Origin of the sequence: Coleofasciculus sp. LEGE 07092 (assembly GCF_015207375.1) — a bacterium.
GTDB lineage: Bacteria > Cyanobacteriota > Cyanobacteriia > Cyanobacteriales > Coleofasciculaceae > LEGE-07092.
Map to the genome: position 1 here is coordinate 122,340 of NZ_JADEWY010000001.1, position 21,285 is coordinate 143,624.

20 protein-coding genes are annotated in these 21,285 nt (G+C 45.6%); 10 read left to right on the forward strand and 10 right to left on the reverse strand.

The genetic code is table 11. The annotated features are described in order from the left end of the window. Window positions 1-75 precede the first annotated feature (75 nt). Both IQ257_RS00525 and IQ257_RS00530 read right to left on the reverse strand, forming a co-directional pair. Window positions 76-1,446, reverse strand: a complete 1,371-nt coding sequence (locus IQ257_RS00525; protein ID WP_193872939.1) for an ABC transporter ATP-binding protein — start codon at window positions 1,444-1,446, stop codon at window positions 76-78. A 50-nt stretch (window positions 1,447-1,496) separates the two neighbouring features. After that, window positions 1,497-2,345: an ABC transporter permease gene (locus IQ257_RS00530; RefSeq protein WP_193872940.1), complete on the reverse strand. Its 849-nt coding sequence runs from the start codon at window positions 2,343-2,345 to the stop codon at window positions 1,497-1,499. A gap of 399 nt (window positions 2,346-2,744) precedes the next feature. On the opposite strand from IQ257_RS00530, the gene IQ257_RS00535 reads away from it, so the two are divergent. From IQ257_RS00535 to IQ257_RS00560, 6 genes are all read left to right on the forward strand, one after another. Beyond that, window positions 2,745-2,939, forward strand: coding sequence for a DUF2862 domain-containing protein (locus IQ257_RS00535; RefSeq protein WP_193872941.1), 195 nt, complete (start codon window positions 2,745-2,747; stop codon window positions 2,937-2,939). 66 nt (window positions 2,940-3,005) lie between these two features. Next, the gene (locus IQ257_RS00540) at window positions 3,006-4,106 is read left to right on the forward strand and encodes an ArsA family ATPase (protein ID WP_193872901.1); all 1,101 of its coding nucleotides are present in this window, start codon (window positions 3,006-3,008) and stop codon (window positions 4,104-4,106) included. Between the two features lie 7 nt (window positions 4,107-4,113). After that, the gene (locus tag IQ257_RS00545; protein ID WP_193872902.1) at window positions 4,114-4,968 is read left to right on the forward strand and encodes a polysaccharide deacetylase family protein; all 855 of its coding nucleotides are present in this window, start codon (window positions 4,114-4,116) and stop codon (window positions 4,966-4,968) included. A gap of 132 nt (window positions 4,969-5,100) precedes the next feature. Then, window positions 5,101-6,081, forward strand: a complete 981-nt coding sequence (chlG, locus tag IQ257_RS00550) for a chlorophyll synthase ChlG (protein ID WP_193872903.1) — start codon at window positions 5,101-5,103, stop codon at window positions 6,079-6,081. A 697-nt stretch (window positions 6,082-6,778) separates the two neighbouring features. Then, complete coding sequence (locus IQ257_RS00555) at window positions 6,779-9,442, forward strand: hypothetical protein (protein ID WP_193932885.1); 2,664 nt, start codon at window positions 6,779-6,781, stop codon at window positions 9,440-9,442. Between the two features lie 229 nt (window positions 9,443-9,671). Further along, window positions 9,672-10,736 (forward strand): hypothetical protein, encoded by a 1,065-nt coding sequence (locus IQ257_RS00560; RefSeq protein ID WP_193872905.1) that lies wholly within the window; start codon window positions 9,672-9,674, stop codon window positions 10,734-10,736. 192 nt (window positions 10,737-10,928) lie between these two features. Here the strand turns inward: IQ257_RS00560 and IQ257_RS00565 are convergent, their stop codons facing one another. Next, complete coding sequence (locus IQ257_RS00565) at window positions 10,929-11,195, reverse strand: SemiSWEET transporter (RefSeq protein WP_193872906.1); 267 nt, start codon at window positions 11,193-11,195, stop codon at window positions 10,929-10,931. 94 nt (window positions 11,196-11,289) lie between these two features. Here IQ257_RS00565 and IQ257_RS00570 point away from each other — a divergent pair, with 94 nt between their 5' ends. Further along, window positions 11,290-12,084 carry an inositol monophosphatase family protein gene (locus IQ257_RS00570; RefSeq protein WP_193872907.1) on the forward strand — a complete coding sequence of 265 codons (795 nt, stop codon included), beginning with the start codon at window positions 11,290-11,292 and terminating at the stop codon, window positions 12,082-12,084. A gap of 81 nt (window positions 12,085-12,165) precedes the next feature. Here IQ257_RS00570 and IQ257_RS00575 read toward each other — a convergent pair whose 3' ends face one another. The 5 genes from IQ257_RS00575 to IQ257_RS00595 form a co-directional block, all read right to left on the reverse strand. Further along, window positions 12,166-12,636 carry a DNA phosphorothioation-associated protein 4 gene (locus IQ257_RS00575; protein ID WP_193872908.1) on the reverse strand — a complete coding sequence of 157 codons (471 nt, stop codon included), beginning with the start codon at window positions 12,634-12,636 and terminating at the stop codon, window positions 12,166-12,168. A gap of 226 nt (window positions 12,637-12,862) precedes the next feature. After that, on the reverse strand, window positions 12,863-13,663 hold the full coding sequence (locus tag IQ257_RS00580) for a glutathione S-transferase family protein (RefSeq protein ID WP_193872909.1): 801 nt from the start codon (window positions 13,661-13,663) through the stop codon (window positions 12,863-12,865). A gap of 52 nt (window positions 13,664-13,715) precedes the next feature. Then, window positions 13,716-14,492 (reverse strand): MBL fold metallo-hydrolase, encoded by a 777-nt coding sequence (locus tag IQ257_RS00585; protein WP_193872910.1) that lies wholly within the window; start codon window positions 14,490-14,492, stop codon window positions 13,716-13,718. A 74-nt stretch (window positions 14,493-14,566) separates the two neighbouring features. After that, window positions 14,567-15,250, reverse strand: a complete 684-nt coding sequence (locus IQ257_RS00590) for a cysteine hydrolase family protein (protein WP_193872911.1) — start codon at window positions 15,248-15,250, stop codon at window positions 14,567-14,569. A 31-nt stretch (window positions 15,251-15,281) separates the two neighbouring features. Continuing rightward, the gene (locus IQ257_RS00595) at window positions 15,282-15,677 is read right to left on the reverse strand and encodes a gamma-glutamylcyclotransferase (protein WP_193872912.1); all 396 of its coding nucleotides are present in this window, start codon (window positions 15,675-15,677) and stop codon (window positions 15,282-15,284) included. A gap of 493 nt (window positions 15,678-16,170) precedes the next feature. On the opposite strand from IQ257_RS00595, the gene IQ257_RS00600 reads away from it, so the two are divergent. Continuing rightward, a complete protein-coding gene (locus IQ257_RS00600) occupies window positions 16,171-16,374 on the forward strand; it encodes a hypothetical protein (RefSeq protein WP_193872913.1) in 204 nt (67 codons plus the stop codon). A gap of 45 nt (window positions 16,375-16,419) precedes the next feature. On the opposite strand, the gene IQ257_RS00605 is transcribed toward IQ257_RS00600, so the two are convergent. Continuing rightward, window positions 16,420-17,025 (reverse strand): glutathione binding-like protein, encoded by a 606-nt coding sequence (locus tag IQ257_RS00605; protein WP_193872914.1) that lies wholly within the window; start codon window positions 17,023-17,025, stop codon window positions 16,420-16,422. 56 nt (window positions 17,026-17,081) lie between these two features. Continuing rightward, window positions 17,082-17,750 (reverse strand): HAD family hydrolase, encoded by a 669-nt coding sequence (locus tag IQ257_RS00610; RefSeq protein WP_193872915.1) that lies wholly within the window; start codon window positions 17,748-17,750, stop codon window positions 17,082-17,084. A 249-nt stretch (window positions 17,751-17,999) separates the two neighbouring features. On the opposite strand from IQ257_RS00610, the gene IQ257_RS00615 reads away from it, so the two are divergent. Continuing rightward, complete coding sequence (locus tag IQ257_RS00615) at window positions 18,000-18,800, forward strand: MlaE family lipid ABC transporter permease subunit (RefSeq protein ID WP_193872916.1); 801 nt, start codon at window positions 18,000-18,002, stop codon at window positions 18,798-18,800. Between the two features lie 89 nt (window positions 18,801-18,889). Further along, entirely contained in the window at window positions 18,890-21,181 is a 2,292-nt protein-coding gene (gene selD, locus IQ257_RS00620; RefSeq protein WP_193872917.1) for a selenide, water dikinase SelD, read from the forward strand. Window positions 21,182-21,285 lie beyond the last annotated feature (104 nt).

Genomic DNA, 21,285 nt, shown 5'->3' on the forward strand with positions numbered 1-21,285 from the left:
CAATCGTAAACGCCTAGTAGTTCACCCTATAAAGCCAATTTTACAAGACAATAAAATCCAGCAAACCCAATTCTATTACGCCGTAACTTGCTGCTGCATTAAAAGAACACTAGGTTCTATATTAAAATCAATAATAGTATTAGCCAGCAAGTTATCTTCGGGTTGTACTCTAAACATGGCAGCATCAATACACCGGTCTAGATAAGTTTCCGTGTAATCTATTGTTCCAACCACTCCAGCATTAACGAAATACACTCCTGGCAGCAAGTAACAAGAAAACTTGAATTCCACTTGAACTAGACTACCTGGCTCTATACAGTCAACCGCATTTTCTAAACTATGAGAGGCTGCACCACCTAGTTCAAAGCCGCTAAGCGTTTTGATTAGCATACCAAATCTTACCTTATAAGCAACCTCAGTAAATTTAACCTGGTAAGTGTAAATATACTCCTTCCCTCTAGCCAAGACATTGACAACTTTTCCCTCCTTACTAAAAATGCAAGGATTCTCAATCTTTGCACCCTGAGAGATATAGGAAATGGTGCTTTGAGGGATTAAACCGGGGTCGTAAAAAGCGCTGGGTTTTTGGAGGCTTATTTTACTAGTACTTCCCGGAACGGTTTGATCTGAGATGACAGCCGTTTTTCCCGATCCCCTAAACAATTGGGAATTGATTTCGCGAATTTCCTGACGCAATGCCTCTAGTTTCTCACTCGGTGCATAAATAAGCTTCTGGTACTTAGAAACCACTAATTTGGGAGATCCTGACAATAATAACTCTCCGCTATCTACCAAAACAGCCTGATCACATAATTCTACAACTGAAGTAGCCGAATGAGAAACAAATAAAATTGTCCCGCCCCGCTCTTGGATGGATTGGATACGAGAAAAACACTTACGTTGAAATGCCTCATCCCCAACAGCCAGCGCCTCATCCACCACCAAAATATCTGGGTTCACGCTAATAGCAACGGCAAATGCTAAACGGACAAACATCCCACTGGAATAGGTTTTAACAGGCTGCTCGATAAAATCTCCAATATCAGCAAACCGAGCAATCTCATCAAACTTATTTTCTACTTCCTTTTGGCTTAACCCCAGCAACCGCCCGTTAAAAAATACATTCTGCCGTCCAGTAAACTCCGGATTAAATCCACTTCCAAGTTCTAATAAGGCTGAAACCCGACCATTGAGTTGTACTTGACCCGTTGTTGGTGTCAGTGTTCCAACAATAATCTGCAATAAGGTACTTTTACCTGAACCATTCCGCCCAACAATTCCCAGAGTGTGTCCTTTCAGAACCTCCAAATTGATATCCCGCAACGCCCAAAACTCATCCGCCCGACTCTTCCCTGGCAATAACAGTTCCTTCAACCGATCTACAGGACGAGTATATCGCTTAAAACACTTCGATACATTCTTCAACGAAATTGCTATTTCACTCATCACCACACCACCGACTGCAAACACTAACAAATCAAGCAGTCAATCCAAGCTTACAATACATCAGCAAATGCTGGACGCAATCGCCGATACACTGATAAACCCAAATAAAATACCATCAAAGATATCGCAGTAGCTACACCCCACTCTCCCCAGTGATTAACCTCTCCCACTAACACCAAATCACGATAAACTTCACCGATCGCCGCTAGTGGATTCAACCAGAACACCCAATCCCGCCACGTATCCGGAATCACCGAAGCCGGATACACAATCGGCGTCATATAAAACCAAAGATTTAAAACCACCCCCAACGTCTGGGGAATATCGCGCAAAAATACCGTCAACCCCGCTGCTAAATACCCCAACCCTGCCGTCAACAACAACTGTGGTATCCAAACCAACGGCAATAGCGCTAGTGTCGAGTTTAGTGTTCCTGATGATACCGTCACCAAAACAATCAAGGCGGCTAAACCACATGCACTCTCAATAAATGTTGAAAACACAGGCACCAACGGCAACAACGTCAGCGGAAACACCACCTTCTTCACCAAATTCGGCTGCCCCACCACTGAACCTGCTGCCTGCATCAACCCACCCGTAAACGCAATCCAGGGCAGTAATCCCGCAAACAACCACAACCCGAAGGTAAGGCTGCTATCGGCTGGCAACCCCTTTAGGCTCAGCTTCACCTTCAGAACAATCGAAAAGACGTAAGTATAAATCAGCAACTGCGACAGTTGATTCAACAGGGGCCACAAATTGCCCAATACCGAACCCTTATACCGCGCATCTAAATCCCGACGAACCAACGTCCGCAGCAAATCAAATTTCGCCCACCACTGCTCATCTCCTGGTAGCCACTGCCTTATCCTGCCAACCTTACTGACAACTCCTCGCATTGATCTCAACACTACTCATGTCCTCACAACACACCTTGCACCCGAACAATCTCTCTCCCCATTAAGCCAATTGAGCCTCTAAAGTTCCCTTCATTGACCTATCGCTATTATCCGGACATGACCCAATAGGCATCAAGCCTTTAGGGAACTTTATTCTATCTTGCCCGCGATCGCAAGCACCTCATCCTCAGTTCACCATTCAAACAAAGATTTAAGTTACTAGCAACAAAAACTCAGGCTGTGAGCCAACTGCCTTTATCCTAAGGTGAAAATGAGGAGTCTCTGAATCAGGGGTAAGGAATTTCCACGTCTTCTCCTTACCCCCAATATCTCACCCTGAGTCCCAGATTCCGCTACACTTTGGAATGGTTAATCCTATTGGAAGCACTAGAAGCAGTAATGGAGATAGGTCAAAAAGTTCAAGTCTGCCGCCTCAGAGACCGTGTGTCCCCCCAAATCGTCAAGAAACTGGGGAAAGTCGGCACCATCAAAGACTTCAAGATGACAGATGGTAGCGGTGTTGGTGCCTTCGTTGAGTTTGACGACAAAACTGGCACCTGGTTTTTTGAAGACGAACTCAAAGCCATAGAGTAGATAGCCTACTCCCTACTCCCCATTTTCAAACCTTAGAGGCACATCGATAAGCAGCGTTGAGAAAACATGGCTTTCATTCTTACTTTCTTAGGCAAAGGCGGCACCGGTCGCACCACGATCGCGATCGCCGCCGCCAAACAACTCTCTAGCCTCGGTCAACGAGTACTTCTAGTCGGGCAAGACCCATCGCCCGCCTTCGGATTGCTGCTGGGGGCAACACCCAGTTCAGAACCCCAAGAAGTTGGGGCGAACCTCAAAGCCGTCCAGCTCCAGAGTACACTCCTTTTGGAACGGAGCTGGGAAGAGGTTAAAAAGCTAGAGGCGCAATATTTGCGATCGCCCACCTTAAAAAACGTCTTCGGTCAAGAACTAGGCGTCTTACCTGGCATGGACACCGCCCTCGCCCTGAATGCTATCCGGGAATACGACAGCAGCGGTAACTACGATACCATCATCTACGACGGCAGCGGCGACCAAGCTACCCTACGGATGCTAGGATTGCCAGAAATCTTTAGCTGGTATATTCGTCGCTTCCGCCAAGTTTTTACCGAGTCCGACCTCGGCAAAGCTATCTCCCCCTTCGTTCAACCTGTCACCAGCGCTATTCTCAATGTGACGTGGACACCTGATGACTTTGCCCAACAACCCACTAAACAAACGAACCAAATACTCGACCAAGGCAGATCTGCCGTCGCCGACCCCAACCGCGTTGCTGCTTACGTGGTAACTACAGGTGACACCGCTGCCCTCGCTACTGCCAAGTACCTCTGGGGCAGTGCCCAACAAGTCAATCTTACGGTTGGTGGTGTCCTGCTCAACCAAATCCCGGCAACAGAAACCTTAGCGGCAGAATTTGACCCCCTGACGGTTAGCGCCTTGCCTCAATTGTCATCTACCGATGACTGGCAACCCCTAATCGATGCCCTGCCCGATTTCAAACAGGCGGCACAAGCGCCCAAGCCTATTATCATAGATACATCATCTCGTCAAGTCCGCTTATTCTTACCAGGTTTCGACAAAAAGCAGGTAAAACTCACCCAATATGGTCCCGAAGTCACCATCGAAGCCGGAGATCAGCGGCGTAACATCATACTCCCCCCTCAACTGAGCGGTCAACCTGTAAAAGGGGCGAAGTTCCAAGATCGGTATCTGACAATTTCGTTCTAAAGCGAAGATGTTCACCCAATTTAAGAAACTACAGATCATCTCGATCGGGGTTTTACTAGCGGGTTTCATCGGTGCGATCGCCTGGTTTTTAATGGATAACTGGGCGATCAAAATCCCGATTTTTGGATTTCATAATATAATTGAGGATCGAGTTGAAAAAGAATCTTATCTCGACTACAGAACACAGGATTTAGAACAAGTTTTGACTCATCTGGTTGCAGAAAATTACTGGTTTCTAGATACCAATGAACTCCACCGCTATTTCTTAACCGACTCTCAACCCATCCCTGAGTCTCATCTCGGGCAAAAGCCCATCATGCTCACCTTTGATGATGGATTGAAGAGTATGTACGAGTATTTATTACCCCTCCTCGAAAAATTAGAGGCAAAATCGGGTCAAAAAGTTAAAGTGGTTCTATTTTTAAACCCAAAGTCAGTGAACGCTGCTGAAAACGGAAAATCGTCAAAGTACATGAATTGTCAGAATATTAACGAGGGATTCCAAAAAGGATATTTTGATATTCAAGCCCATGGATTTAGCCATAAAAAACTAACTGAACTTGATGAGAAAGAGTTGATAGATGAACTATCGGACGGCAAAGACATATTGAAAGGGTGCTTGATAGGTAGTAGAAATACGGAGACAGTAGCGGCTCACTTTGCCTATCCCTACAATGAAGTCAATAGAAAAGTTAGAGACTATACCACCAAATATTATTTATCCGGCTACCTGTACAACAACGAAATGCTGAGGTTAGGCTGGTGGAGTGACCCTTACCGAGTGTCTCGTTTAAATGCCTTCAGAGGAGATTCACCAGAAAAGCTGATTCGTTTAGCTGCCCATGGTTCAGAACTATCATGAAAGAATTATTATGTAGTTGCTCAATCAAATTTAGAAGTTAGATTTTTAATTTCAGTTCCTATTTCCTAACTTCTGAATTCTGACTCCTGACTCCTGACTCCTGACTCCTAAACAAAGATTAACACTAAACCTATGTCTGACTCCTCCCAAACCAACGCAAGCGATCGCAGCGCCCAAACCCGACAGCTACTGGGCATGAAAGGTGCTGCCCCTGGTGAAAAGTCAATTTGGAAAATTCGCCTCCAGTTAATGAAACCGATTACCTGGATTCCCCTGATTTGGGGTGTCGTCTGTGGGGCGGCATCCTCTGGTGGGTATAGTTGGACGCTAGAAGACATTCTCAAAGCTGCTACCTGTATGCTGCTAGCGGGTCCTTTGATGGCAGGTTATACCCAAACTCTGAATGACTTTTACGATCGCGAACTGGATGCAATTAACGAACCCTACCGCCCTATCCCATCCGGTGCTATTTCCGTACCTCAGGTCATTGCCCAAATTCTAGTACTATTTTTCACTGGTCTTGGCATTGCCTACGCTTTGGATGTTTGGACAGGTCATGAGTTTCCCATTATCACCTGTCTTGCCCTAGGCGGTGCTTTCCTGGCATACATCTACTCCGCCCCACCCCTGAAACTGAAAAAAAATGGCTGGCTTGGGAACTACGCCCTCGGTTCTAGCTACATCGCCCTTCCCTGGTGGACAGGTCATGCCTTGTTTGGCGACCTCAATTGGACGATTGTGATTCTTACTCTCATCTACAGTCTGGCTGGCTTGGGAATTGCGGTAGTTAACGACTTCAAGAGTGTGGAAGGCGATCGTCAATTGGGTCTGAAGTCCATTCCTGTGATGTTCGGTGTTGGTACTGCGGCTTGGATTTGCGTACTGATGATTGATATCTTTCAAGCCGGGATTGCGGGTTATTTAATTAGCATTCACCAAAATCTCTATGCCGCTATTCTGCTGCTGTTAATTATTCCCCAAATCACTTTCCAAGATATGTACTTCTTGCGAGCTCCCCTGGAAAATGACGTGAAATATCAAGCGAGTGCTCAACCGTTTTTGGTACTGGGGATGCTGGTTGCGGGTTTGGCGTTGGGTCATTCTGGCATCTGAAGGGGGATTTGCTGAAGGTTTCCCCCCTTCGTATGGCTAACGTGTACAACATCTTGCTTTTAAATCGCTTTTGCTGTATGTAGCCCCGTAGCCTTTTTAAGGGCAGGGGTTAGGGTGTCGTTGCCTAAACCGCCTCGTAAGTACTTGGACAGAACTATTTACACAGGTAATTTTTGACAAGCCTTACAAGGAGGGATTTTCAGGTTATATGTTGTGTAATTTATTTTGTCTGACTACTTAGGATGTCATCGCCATCATCCCCCCAGATTTGGTGGTCGCCTGCTTCGCCGATGCGACTTTCCAGTATTGGGCAAAATTGGTTTCATGACATGACTACACCCATGAGATACAGTTTCATTCCCTACTCCCCACTCCCGTTCGGCTGACGCTCACGGCAAAAGCCTATTCCCTGCCTTCATCATGGTGTACCTCACCAGATAGAGAAACGCTATAACTTGAAAACAATTTTAAAAGAGAAAAAACGGTTTTTGATTCAATGAATATGTGCCACCTAATGAACTGTCACTCTATTAGCAAAAAGCCCATTACAAACAGTAATAATTTCAACAGAAGCTTAAGAAAAACATTGATTATTTAACGGAAGGTGGTCATTTTTTTGACGACCAAACTTAGGGGGTGCCTACTAATTGCTGTGTAGTAATCCTGAGTTTTTGTTGTCATAAATTAGGAGTAAAAAATGACTGCACTGAACAACACAAATCCTATCCAGATAGGAACCAATCTTGCTGGAATTGCTGATTGGTCTACCCAATTCCCTTTTCTGGATGCTTTTAAATCTTCTAGACCCTGGATTACCCAAGGTAATGGAGTTTGGAACACTAAGGAATACGATGAGCTAAACCTAGACGAGAATGATTGGATCAAATCCTTGCCGAGTGCAGAAAATCCTTCCGCAGATTACACCTATGTTGGCACGCTCCTGTTTAGAGACACGGGTGGAAACTATCCTGGCGGAAACTATGTTGTTCTCTACGATGGTGAAGGCACGCTTGAATATGGTTTTGACGGCAAAATCGATCAGACGGCTTCGGCTCCTGGCAGAGATGTAATTAATGTTACGCCATCTAATGGTGGTATTCATCTGAAAATTACTGAAACTGATCCGAACGGTACTGGAAATTACATTCGCAATATTCGGGTCGTTCCAGAAAAGTACGAAAACAATTACGAATCGGTTATCTTTAATCCGGATTTTGTTGAAAAAACTGACGATTATTCAGTCCTCCGTTTTATGGACTGGATGGCTACCAATAACTCTCAGCAAAGTGAATGGAGCGCCCGGACAAAAGTCGAAAACCCCACCTATGCAGGGTCAGGTGTACCCGTAGAGATCATGGTTGAACTGGCGAATCAAACAGGTGTCGATCCTTGGTTCACCATGCCACATCAAGCTACGAATGAATACATCACTAATTTTGCACAGATTGTTCAGAAGAATCTCGACCCCAACCTCAACGTTTACGTCGAATTCTCCAATGAAGTCTGGAATGGTCAATTTCAGCAAGCTAGCTGGGCAATAGAACAGGGTAAAAAAGAATGGTCAGATTCAGGTACAAGTGACTATACAAAGGGACGCGACTGGTACAGCAAACGGACAACTGAGATTACTCAGATTTGGGATAGTGTCTTCGATGCTGATAAAAACCGAGTCATTGGAGTAATGGCAGCCCAGGCAGCAAACCCCTGGACGGCAAGTAGAGCCTTAGAGTATGCCTGGTCATCTGATCAAAAGTCTCATGCTGACTATGGGATTGATGCGATCGCTATTGCCCCTTACTTTGGCAATTATCTGGGTAGCCCTACAAATGCGGCTGAAGTTGAAAGCTGGACGAAAGACTCAGATGGTGGACTCAACAAGCTCTTTCAGGAAATTACTCAGGGAGGAGTCTTGAGTAATGGAGTCGAAGGTGGCGCATTAAAGCAAGCCTATGACTGGACTGCTAATTATATCGATCTGGCTAAACAACAGGGCTTGGACTTAATCGCTTATGAAGGTGGTCAGCACCTTGTCGGACACCTTGGGGTAGAAGACAATAAAGCTATCACCAACCTGTTTATCGCCGCAAACCGCGATCCGCGCATGGGGGATATCTATAGAGAATACTTCACCAAATGGAACGAACTCGGTGGAGGCGTGTTTGCTAACTTTAGCGATATTGGTAAACCCAGTAAATGGGGTAGTTGGGGGAATTTGGAAAGTTTATATCAGCAGAGTTCACCCAAATATGATGCTCTACTGGACTTGATTGGTGACAGTAATCTCGGCACAGGCAACCCCGGCAATGGAGATGACTCAATCGATAACGATCCCAATCTGATAACATTTTCCTCTATCCTGGAATCCTACGGTGGCGACAAACAAGACAAAAACGCCCAAGTCACGATTTCTGAAGACAACAGGACGCTCCAGATTGAAGGCAACGGCTGGAAGAAATTGGGTATCGACTATAGCATTACCCCTGACACTCTATTAGAGTTTGAATTTCAAAGTAATGTTGAGGGAGAAATCCAAGGTATTGGCTTTGACACCGATGACTCCCTAAGCCGTGACCAACTCTTCAAACTCTCCGGCACCCAAAATTGGGGAATTAACAGCTTCGATGACTATGTAACAAGTTCCGGGTGGCAAAGTTACCAAATTCGGGTGGGAGACTACTTGAGTGGTGAAATGAACTACCTCACTTTTGCCAATGATCATGATGTCTCCAACCCCACTGCCTCTAGCCAATTTCGCAACATTAGGCTTTATGAAGACCCCCTAGAGGTAGCACTCACTCTCAATCAAACCCCAGATACCTATACCCTAAAATCTTACGGTGGGGACCAACAAGACAAAAACGCCCAAGTCACGATTTCTGAAGACAACAGGACGCTCCAGATTGAAGGCAACGGCTGGAAGAAATTGGGTATCGACTATAGCATTACCCCTGACACTCTATTAGAGTTTGAATTTCAAAGTAATGTTGAGGGAGAAATCCAAGGTATTGGCTTTGACACCGATGACTCCCTAAGCCGTGACCAACTCTTCAAACTCTCCGGCACCCAAAATTGGGGAATTAACAGCTTCGATGACTATGTAACAAGTTCCGGGTGGCAAAGTTACCAAATTCGGGTGGGAGACTACTTGAGTGGTGAAATGAACTACCTCACTTTTGCCAATGATCATGATGTCTCCAACCCCACTGCCTCTAGCCAATTTCGCAACATTAGGCTTTATGAAATCCCGGTGGGCGTGGCAGACACAGTCAGTGGTGAGATGGATATTCTCTCTTCTACTAATAACCAGGAATTGTTCAATTTCAGCGCTGCTAATGAGCTTGCCAACACGACAGTTTTATAACTATCTGTTTGTATGAAATTCTAAACTGGTGCGAGGCAGAGTGCTACTCCAGTAAGGATTTTTGACAGAACAAGCAAACTGTGTGGTCTGTAGGGGGTTTACCCCTACTGATCGGAATTTGCACCATAAACTTGTCATTGCCTTGGGGAAAGGAAGTGTGTTTACTTCTTTTCCTTTCCCCAAGGCATGGGTTAGAGCAAGTGTATTAAATTATCAAAACCCAAAAAATATGACTCAACAACTCCAAGCTGTAAATCGAGATTGGCTCTCCTCATCTCAGCAACAAGCGAAATTCCTAGACAAAGCTAAAATCTTACTGGCAAAATTGAAGAGGAAAGCTACTTGGGAATACAAAGAAGCTTCTTCTCTACCTTCAAAATTAGCCGGAAGTTTTGCCAAAGTTCCTTTCATTGAGAAAAATATCCTTTACCCTCGATATATCCAATCTCTCAAAAACCATGAGAGCAAATTGCCTACTCTTGATTCAAGGGATTTAAGGATTGTTGAAGAGTTGGAGAAAACAGGAATTTACATGACTTCACTAGAATCCCTCGGTATTCCGAATACCCAAAAATTTTTGAAGGCAGCCAAAAAAATTCAAGAAACCCTTGCCCAAAATACTTCACTCTCAACTCCAAAAGCCAGTCCTACCATTCTTGCCACTCCTGAGCAGTTGATGGAATACCCAGAGATATTTTATTGGGGACTTGAAGAGCGTCTATTGAAAATCGCTGAAAGGTATCTTGGTGTTCCGGTAGCTTACGATGGCATTTTGTTTACACTGAGTCTCGCTGACGGCAGAGAACATGGAGTAAGAGTTTGGCATAGAGATCAAGAAGATCGACGTATGCTTAGGGTTTGTCTTTATATCAATGATGTTGACGAAGATGGAGGACCTTTCCAATACTTACGGTCAAAAACCAATGAATTGTTGTGTAATTCAATCCAAAATAAATACATCAGTGTGAATGATGAATACCTGCAAAAATTATCTCTCTCTCCTTCCTCAGATTCTACGATTACTTGTACAGGTTCAGCAGGTACTGTGATTTTTGTTGATACTGCTCGCAATTTCCATCGCGGCAAACCCCCTACCCAATTAAATCGCTACGCCGTCTTTTTTACTTACTTTAGCCGCCGTCCTTGGCACCCTTACTTTTGTCAGCGCTCTGTCTTATCAGGACAATATCTCGATCGCCTGACAGAGAGACTCCCAGCCCATCAACGTGCTTGCGTTCATTGGACAGATAGCCTTTCTAAGCTGGTGAAATGGATTCCGAAAAAATTGGTTTAAGTACTTGGATACAGATAATTGTTCAAAATAGATAAGAGAGCCTCTTCATAGTGTTTTCTACACCAGTGAAGTCCATTTAGTTTTTTTACCCACTCCCGTTCGACTGACGCTCACGGACGTTCGGCGAGCGCTCAGTCGAGGCGTGAAAGCCTACCCCCTACTCCCTACTCCCTACTCACGTAGTTTTTTCCGCTACCTTCTGGCTCTTTCATACTTGAGTTTCATTCCCAGAACCGTTGAGGCGAGTACCAAGGTTGCTAAGTTAGTCACAATGATGGGTAAATCTCGAACTAACGTTCCGTAAATTATCCAGAAAAATACCCCGGTGCAGAAAGTCAAGAACATTCCTAGGGAAATATCTTTAGCGGATTTAGATTTCCAAGTTTTAATTACTTGAGGCAGAAAAGAGATTGTTGTTAGGGTTCCTGCTAACAATCCTAGTAGCGTGACAATTTTCATTAGGGTTGCATGAGGGGTGACATTATCCTATTTTAGGGGCGATAAGGGCATATTCTCGATCCGCTTCGTCCCCTATTCCCTTCACCGAATGAAAATGTCAGAAAATCAAGACTCTTGCCACTTAGCTCAACGCTACCTCGCCGCCTGCGCGATCGCTCGTTGTGCAGGCAAACTTGCCCTGCGTTATTTTGCTGATCTCAGTCAGTTAACGATTGAAGTCAAGGGCATCCAGGATGTTACCAGCAAAGCCGATCACGACGTTGAAGAACTCATCATTAGTAACTTAGCCCAAAGCTTCCCTGAAGATGGCTTTTTGGCAGAAGAACGTGGTGGTGTTGCTGGTAGCCAATTTTGGGTAATTGACCCCATTGATGGCACCTCAAACTTCGTGCGGGGTATCCCCTTTTTTTGCATTGCGATCGCTTATGTTCTAGAAAGACAGATTGAAATAGGTATCGTCTACGATCCAGTAGCTGACGAGTTATTCGCAGCACGTCGGGGTTGCGGGGCTACTTGCAATGGTAAGCCAATCCAGGTTAGTAAGTGTAGCGAACTGGCTAAGGCGACTGTAACCTTTGATTTTCACTCCAAAACCCCCATTGATCGCTGCCTTACCATTACTCGGACGTTACTGGAGGCGCATTGTAATACCCGCAGCCTAGGCGCAGGGGCACTCGCCATCGCTCAGGTTGCCGATGGTCACTTCGACGGCTATTGGAACCTCCATCACTATCCTTGGGATGCTCTAGCGGGCTTGCTGTTGGTGCAGGAAGCGGGAGGCTGGACGAGTGATTTTTTGGTGGGAAAGGGACTCACTGAGGGCAATCCAGTACTCGTTTGTACGCCAGGAATTCGAGACACCCTGATTGCTGCTACTGGTATTCGTTGAGATGAACTCTGAAACGTGCCATGATCACGGCTGTCGAAGCTTTAGCCCTGAGCGTAGTCGAAGGGCTAAAGGATTGAACATTTACCCCAAAAACCGACTCAAATCAAACTCCTCTTCCAGTTGGACTGGCTGCACCCGTTCCGCATTCAAAACCAACACCAACCGTTCAGAATAATCCACGGCTCCTCGCAACTCATCTCGCAAAATTTCTAGCCCCCCATTCGCATACTCCTCAAAAATAAGAATTCGTTCCTCTTCCCATTTCCCATCAAATGAGGAAATAATTTTGGCATCTTTTGTTTCAGCCAGTGCCAATAATTTCATCACCACTTCATAGCCTCTGGAAACAAAAATATCGATGCTAATGGGAGCTGGTTCTTTTTTAGCAATGGCTCCCAAAGGCGATCGCTTCTTCCGTTTGGCACCCAACGCTGCTGCAAACGCGATCGCATCTGCGTAGGTTTGGAACGGTCCTGTCGTATCCCCCGATGCTACTAACGCTTTTATCAAATCTGCTTTATCTTTGGCAACTCTAATTCTGCTTGCACCCATTCGTTTTCGTTTGATACCCAATTTTCCGGCATCTTAACAGAATGCAGGCATAGAGGTCATATTTTGGCATAGGAGCAAGATAAAGAAATCAAACCGTAGTGCGATCGCGCTTTAGGTAGGGTGGGCAGATTTATAAAGCTGAAGTGCTTATACTATCATTAATTGCTCTGCCCACCTTACGGTATCTTGGAGTTTATTGCCAGTACTGCAAGATCTCCGTTAAATCCTACTCAATGTCAATGGATGTTGGTGCCGAACCACTGGTTCCAGTCGAGGTTGCCGAAGTCGATGGCTGACGATACTCGCTATAAACGCGATCGCGCCAGTTGAAAAAGGTTTCGTAAGCGCTATTATCTGCTAAACCGGGAATGCCTCGTCCTTTGAGAGAGTCCGGCAAATCTAGATAAGGACCCTCTGGAAACTTGAGAAGCAAGCTTAAACCCGCGACGGCAAAATCCGCCAAGGATGGGGAGTTGCCCACCAGGTAAGCACTTTCTGAGAGCAACAGGCTAAGGGCTTCCAAGTCTTGCTTGAGACTATCGGTTGCCTGTTTGATTGTGTCAGTGCCAAGCCCAACACCCGTCCCCACAACTTCTAGGAGTTGCGGCGGAACTGCACTGACTAGGTTTTTAAAGATATCGGGTGTATCTGACGGCAAAATTGATGCCCGGTAGCTGGGATTTTGACTCAGTGCCCCATACAGTACGGTGCGACTCTTGACACCAATAGACTGATCCGCCCATTCCTCCATCAGTAGGCACAGTCCCCGTTCTTTGGCTGCTGTGGGAATTAGGGGTCTGTCTGGATACTTACGATCTAAATACATTGCGATCGCGGTAGAATCAGCGACTACGGTATCGCCATCTTTTAAGACTGGCACCTTCCTCTGACCAGACAGACGAAACAACTCTAGCTGTCCGACGCCTGGGGTTACTTCAATCTTGCGATAAGCCAGCCCTTTGTAATCTAGGATAAGGCGTACTTTTTCGGAATATTGCGACAGTTCAAATTGATACAACTCCAGCATTTTTTACATCCTTAGTAGTAGTTCAGTCAAAACAGTTAATAATTACGAATTATCAAGCGACTTGACGCAAGAGGTTGAGTTCGAGGGGTTCTGTGGGCTGGGGATCGATAACCTGAGTGGACAAGCCATGCTGTGCGAGTTGCGATCGCAATTCATCCAAGCTGCCGACAGTGTGCAGCACTGAATTCAGCAATCCATCGTATTTTACGTTACCACCTGCGGCAGTAGGGAGAAATACTTGGGGGCGTACCCATTGAGCCAGTTGCAATGCAGTTTTGTGTCCCTGGATAATGGCTCCTAAAAGGGGAAGTTCCAAACTAACTATCGGACTGATCACCACATCGACAGGAGCATAGTCTTTCAACTCGGCAGCAGGATACCCATGAGGTTCATAGTACAAGCTCATACCGCTATCGATCTCTTTCAACAGATAAGCATTTTCCTGTTGGAAAGGTCCGATGGCAGCTCCTGGTAAAGCGCGAATTTCGATACAATTGCCTACCGTAAAGGTTTGACCAAACTGCAAAGGCGTTATCTGGGTATAGCCCAACTCTTCCACCACCTTAACCGCACTGGCAGAACCCACGACTGGAATCGTCTTATCCAACTTTTTCAGGGTAGGTTTGTGGGCGTGGTCGTCTAACCCCTGAGACAGGAGAATCAGGTCAATCTTGTCAGGAATGGAATCGAGTGCGGCAGGTTTGTCTCCTTTAAAAAACCAGGGGAGATTGCCAAAGATAAGGGAATCTACCAACCAGGGGTCAATTAGGATTCGTTGTTGTGCGAGTTCCAACAGCCAGCTATTGGCTCCGAAATAGGTCAAACGCATGGCAGTCAAGGAATTGATTAGCTTCCTACAGCTTAACAAAAAGATACAATTCCTCCACCTGGTGACTGGTGAAATCAGTTGTTAATCGCTTTGATAAAGCGTCTAGAATCAGCAACAGCGCCGAACACTCCTCCCTGCATCTTGATCATTTTCAAAGCCGCGAGATAATTACCGTAGTCAGTTGCACCTGTGCAGTCAGACAGTACCAAGCATTCATACCCGCGATCATTAGCCTCCCGCATTGTGGTGTGAACACAGACATCGGTAGTAATGCCCATGAGAATAATGTTCTGAATACCCTTACACGGAAGCAACAAGTCTAAATCGGTAGCATAAAATGACCCTTTCCCCGGCTTGTCAATTACCGTTTCTCCTGGTAACGGTGCGAGTTCGGGGATGATGTCCCACCCAGGTTCCCCTCTTACCAGAATTCTGCCACAGGGTCCCGGGTCGCCGATACCCGCACCAATTTGACGCGAGCGCCATTGTTTATTTTCTGGCAAATCCGATAAGTCAGGCCGATGTCCCTCACGGGTATGCATTACAGGAAATCCTTTCGCCCGTCCTACCTCTAGCACCTGCTTGATGGGTTCGATTGGCGCACGAGTCAATGATAGGTCATAGCCCATCTTATCGACATAACCCCCAATACCGCAGAAGTCTGTTTGCATATCAATGACAAGCAATACCGTATTTTCGGGGCGCAAATCTCCGTTATAGGGATAAGGATAGGGCTCAGCTTCAACAAAACGTTTCATAATAATTGAGTAAAAAGTTAGAAGTCAGGAGTCAGGAATTATAATTTTCTGAGGTGATGTAGGCACGCCACCCACGCCATTGGGTAATCTCACTTTGATTTTCACAGCAAATAGATTCTCCCACGACTCCTAAAATAATTTCGCCATCAGCAAGGCAGATTTTACCAATACACAGTCCAGGAGGTTCCTGTAATAAAATCTGACTCAGAGCCTCAACCGGCACCTCCCAAACTTCAACCGCGATCGCACTTCCCCCTTCTCGAACTCGCAGCATTGCTGGATAGCGATCATTAATCGAGAAAAGTCGATAGGTCGGTTCTGTGGTTGCTTCTCTCACAAAGGTTGCACCCACAGCTTGGAGGTTGCCATTTAACTCCAAACCCCGCATTAGTGTTCCATTTACAGCAAATTTTACAGTTTTTGGCATTTTTATACGGACAGGTGATAATCCTAATAATTATTGAATTACCAATAATTATCAATCCCAAACGTGCTGGCAGTGCCGTACACAGAGACGCCAACATTAAGGGTGATGCCAGAATTAGAGTTCCTGGAAACTGACATCTTGCACCAGTTGCAACAGCGCTCAACGAAAAGGCAGTCAAGGAAGCCCATCCATAGGTAAGGGTGGGAGGAACGACCGCCTGACCGCTATCCTTAGTTTGTTATTGGTAAGTTCAGCCCACTATCCGGTTAAATCTTTTAATGAGCTTAATTTAGCAATTCTTATTATAATTCTCTATCTTTAGGTACTAGTTTTTGGCAATCTATTAATAAATAAGCCATATTTTTTATGTATATTGATAGAATAAAAATCAACAAAAGTATCTCTATTGATAGAACCAAAATAGGGTCTATTTAATTGATGATTAGGCATAGAAAACCCAACTCTATTCTGTTACAGAAATAGGAAGTAAAGCATGAATCATCAACTGACTGCGATCGCTACAACTGGGGCACTCGTTACCTCGTTTATGTTCGCACCTATTAGCGCCGTGATGGCAAAGCCAACCAGCAATTCTCTGCCAAACACTTTTTTGCTGGCAAAGTCGGAGGGTAAGCTTCTCAAGAACGTTCCCTTCAGCCTTAGTGAATCAGGTTACACAATAGTGGGTAAGGCTTAACGTTATTTGTTGTTGCCTTTTTAATTTTGACTCTTTAAGTACTTATTAACCCGGTACTGCCATACCCCGCTGCACTGCCGGACGCTGCTGCACCATCTCGACCCACCGCTTCAGATTGGGATGTTCATTTAGCGTTAGTTCCTGCCATTCATAAATGGCAACCCAAGGATAAATAGCAATATCAGCAATTGAATAGTCCCCACAAATACATTCGTTATCTGCCAACTGCTGCTCTAAAACCCCGTAAAGCCGCAGGGTTTCCTTCTCATATCGTTCAATTGCATAGGAAATCTTTTCCGGGGCAAACTTCTTGAAGTGGTTGAGTTGACCAAACATTGGTCCGACACTTCCCATCTGAAACATCAGCCACGACAGGACTTGAAACCGCTTTTTTTGCTCACTTGGGAGCAGTTTACCTGTTTTTTCGGCTAAATATATTAGAAGAGCACCCGACTCAAATACTGTGATGTCTGTGTCTCGATCAACAATTGCCGGAATTTTGCTATTGGGATTGATTGCTACATACTCTGGTGAAAACTGTTCGCCTTTGGTGATATCAATCTTGTGGACATTGTAAGGAAGCTCAACTTCCTCCAACATAATAGAAGCTTTGTGTCCATTGGGAGTGCCGAACGTATAGAGTTCAATCATAAGTCTGGGTTAGAATTTCAGGAGTTGTCGATGTCGCAAAAGCGCGAATAGTAACATTAAGACTGCCCCAGTAGGGATTGTTCATAATTATCTAGCAAATCAGCCGGATCGCGATAAACTACAATACAACCCGCTTCTTTTAATTCCGCTTCCGAGAACCCGCCACAAAGAACGCCAATGGTACGCAAATTAATTTTGCCTGCCGCTATAGCATCATAAGGACTATCCCCTACAACGATCGCATCCTCGGCAGTGATGCCATCTAGCTTATCCAATGCTGCCTGAAAGATATCGGGTTCGGGTTTAGATTTTTCCGAGTCGTCCCCAGAAGTTGCATCATCTGCCAGACTGTTAATATTCAACAGTTCCTTGTAATGCTCCAAGGTTTTCTTTCTTGAAGAGGAAGCAAGTACAATCTTCTTGCCGTCAGCTTTCAGACGTTCAAAGAGTTCAGGCACTTTGTCAAACGGACGCACTTGCGATAGCAAGTTTTCCTGATAGTACTCTTTGCGATAGTCAGCAATGGAATCGCCGAACCGCTCAAACTCCTCTTGGGAGATAAAATCAGGGATTAACTGGTCGCTACCCATCCCGATTTTATGGCGAAGTTTGTCGTAGGGAAAATCGTAACCAAAGTGTTTGAACGCCACTTGCCATGCCTGGGCGTGTAAGTCAACTGAATCGACTAGCGTACCATCCACATCAAAAATTACGGCTTTTAACATAAAGACTTTTCCTGTTCTCTAACCTCAACCTTATAATTATGCGGGTGGCAGCCCGGTGAAAACATCATCCTTTAGTCAGCGATCCTATTGTAAGTTGTGAACAAAAATTGGGTCAAGGGGAGTGGGGAGTGGGATTGTTCATAAATGGTTTAGGATTGCTATAGAAAAGCAGCTCCTGTAAAAAATAGTGGGATAATAACCCTCCCTGCCAGCTTCCTATCACCGTAATGCTAATTGCTGTCCTATTATATGCCCAACTTTCAAACTGATGAAATCCTTGAATACCGATGGAGCTATCGGTGTCTGGCAGCGGTGCTACTAAGTGGTCAAGTTGTATTGCGCCTACTTAAGGGCAAACTTTCCTCACGCAACCTTCTTGAACAGATGGCAACCGTAGGACTAGGCGCTCTCAATCCGGTTCTCATGATCGCTCTTTTTTCTGCCATGATTTTTACGATTCAAACAGCAAGACAACTCAGTCAATTTGGAGCCGTTAATTTCCTAGGAGGAGCGTTTTCTTTGGCATTTTGCCGTGAATTGGCTCCTGTTTTGACAGCCAGTATTATCGCTGGACAGGTAGGCTCGGCTTATGCAGCAGAACTTGGTGCAATGCAGGTGACAGAGCAGATTGATGCGTTGTATATGCTCAGAAGTAACCCCATTGATTATCTAGTCATTCCTCGTGTTGTCGCCTGCTGCTTAATGCTACCAATTTTAACAGTATTGGCTCTCGTTGTCGGAATTGCGGGAGGGTCGTTTGTCGGCGTGATTTTGTATCATTTACCTTCACCTGTTTTTTTAGATTCAGTTCGAGAGTCTTTAGCAGTGCAGGACTTAGTAAATGCACTGCTAAAATCTTTCATATTTGGCGCTATTATTGCCATCATTGGCTGTAGTTGGGGACTAACAACTAGGGGTGGTGTCAAAGGAATAGGACGAGCCGCGACAGCATCTGTGGTTACGACTTGGATTTGTATTTTTATCGTTGACTTTTTTATCTCCCTAGCCATATTTGGGAATGTCACTATTAACCTAACTAGCTCTCCCTAATCAAACCTATCTCCTGACTCAACTATGGAAAAATCATCCCTAAGCAACAATTAGTATAGTTTCAGAGCTATTTACGGATTTGGCGTTTAATGCAGCAGGCAACCTATCCGATTGTAAAAGACCTAGTGCTAGTGGGCGGCGGTCACAGCCATGCGATCGCACTACGGATGCTTGGCATGAAACCCTTACCGGGGGTACGCCTAACCCTGATTAGCGATACCTCCCACACCCCCTATTCAGGAATGTTACCCGGTCACGTCGCGGGTTTCTACGATTTTGACCAATGCCATATCGACTTGCGACGCCTCGCCAAGTTTACCCAAGCTCAATTTTACATCGACCACGCCATCGGTCTGGACTTAGAAAACAATCAAGTCCTCTGCGCCAACCACCCCCCCGTTAGCTTCGATATCTTATCCATCGATATTGGTAGCACCCCAGCCCAGGAATCTGTACCCGGAGTCCGTGAATACGCCATTCCTGCCAAGCCAGTCCCCCAATTTTTACAAAAATGGAACCAGCTACTTGAACAATTCGCCCAGCATCCCCAACAACCCATTTCTCTAGGTATCGTAGGTGGTGGTGCTGGCGGAGTAGAACTGGCACTAACAATGCATCGACGTATTAACCAATTCATAATTCATAATTCAACATTCAACATTCATTTGTTTCATCGTGGCGCTGAGTTAATGCCTGGTCATAATCCCTGGGTGCGCCAACACCTCCAGAAACTGCTAACCCAGCGCGGTATTCAGGTGCATTTGGAAGAAACGGTTAGCGAAGTATTACCCGATAAAATTCGCTGTGAGTCAGGTTTAGCAGTCGATTGCAACCACACATTCTGGGTTACTCAAGCCTCTGCACCAAACTGGATTAGCGCATCTGGACTGCAAACCGACTCCAAAGGCTTTGTCTTAGTCAAAGATACCCTGCAATCCCTATCTCATCCCCATATATTCGCCACCGGAGATATCGCCACAATGAAAAACCATCCCCGTCCCAAAGCCGGGGTATTTGCTGTGCGTCAGGGAAAACCGCTATTTGAAAATTTAAGAGCGAGCGCACAAGGAAAACCCCTCAAACCGTACAAACCCCAGAAACTGTACTTAAGTTTAATTGGTACAGGAGATGGGAAAGCGATCGCTTCCTGGGGTTCATTCGGCTATCAATCCCGCCTCCTATGGCGCTGGAAAGACCATATTGACCGCAAGTTTATGCGTCAATTCAAGGATTTACCGGAAATGGAGCAAGGGAGCCGGGGAGCAGGGGAGACAAGGGAGAATTATCCCAATTCCCATTCCCAATTCCCAATTCCCAATTCCCAATTCCCCATGTATTGTGCAGGGTGTGGTTCTAAAGTTGGCAGCACCACCTTAGAACGAGTCTTACAACGACTGCGAGTTGACCATCATTTAATTGAGCGGGACGATATTTTAGTTGGGTTGGGAACACCCGATGATGCGGCGGTGGTGCAAGTACCCGCAGGTCAACTGATGGTGCATACCGTTGATTATTTTCGCTCCTTAATTAACGACCCGTTTATTTTTGGTCAGATTGCAACCAATCATTGCTTAAGCGATATTTTTGCTATGGGAGCCACACCTCAGAGTGCTTTAGCCGTGGTGACAGTTCCCCATGGCACCGCAGAGAAGGTTGAGGAAACGCTCTATCAACTATTATCAGGTGCAATAAAAGTACTGTCCCAAGCTCAAACGTCTTTAGTTGGGGGGCATACAACAGAAGGTGCCGAATTAGCCTTCGGCTTGTCTTGCAACGGTTTAGTTGCCCCTCACCAACTACTGCGTAAAGGTGGCATAAAACCCGGTCAAGTACTAATTCTTACCAAAGCGTTGGGTACAGGTATCTTATTTGCCGCAGATATGCGCTTGCAAGCCAGAGGTCGATGGATTGATGGGGCGGTTGAGTCGATGCTGCTGTCAAATCAGGATACTGCTAGAGTATTAATCGAATACGGAGCCACTGCCTGCACTGATGTTACTGGATTTGGGCTGCTGGGACACCTGCTGGAAATGGTGCAAGGGTCAGGGGTCGCTGTAGAATTGGATCTGGATGCTGTTCCCGTGCTGGAAGGGGTTCGGGAAGTGCTGGAACTGGGGATTGTTAGCTCACTTCAACCGCAGAATTTGCAGGCATCTCAATGGATTGACAATTTCTCGGAAATGTGTATCCATCCTCTATATCCTTTACTCTTCGACCCGCAAACTGCTGGTGGTCTTTTAGTCGCAATTCCGGCTGACCAAGCTGCCGAGTGTCAGCGATCGCTGGTAGCGTTAGGGTGTCGTGACAGTCAGATCATCGGTCGTGCAATACCCGTCGTTGAAAGGGTCAAACCTGTTACAGTGATAGTTTCTCATTCTTAGCGATCGCTAATGAGGCAACTGGCATTGAGAACCACTGATTTCTCAATGTGGCTTCAATGGGTGATAGCTGGTTAGTTTGGAGCGATAGGCTTTCTAGCTGGAGG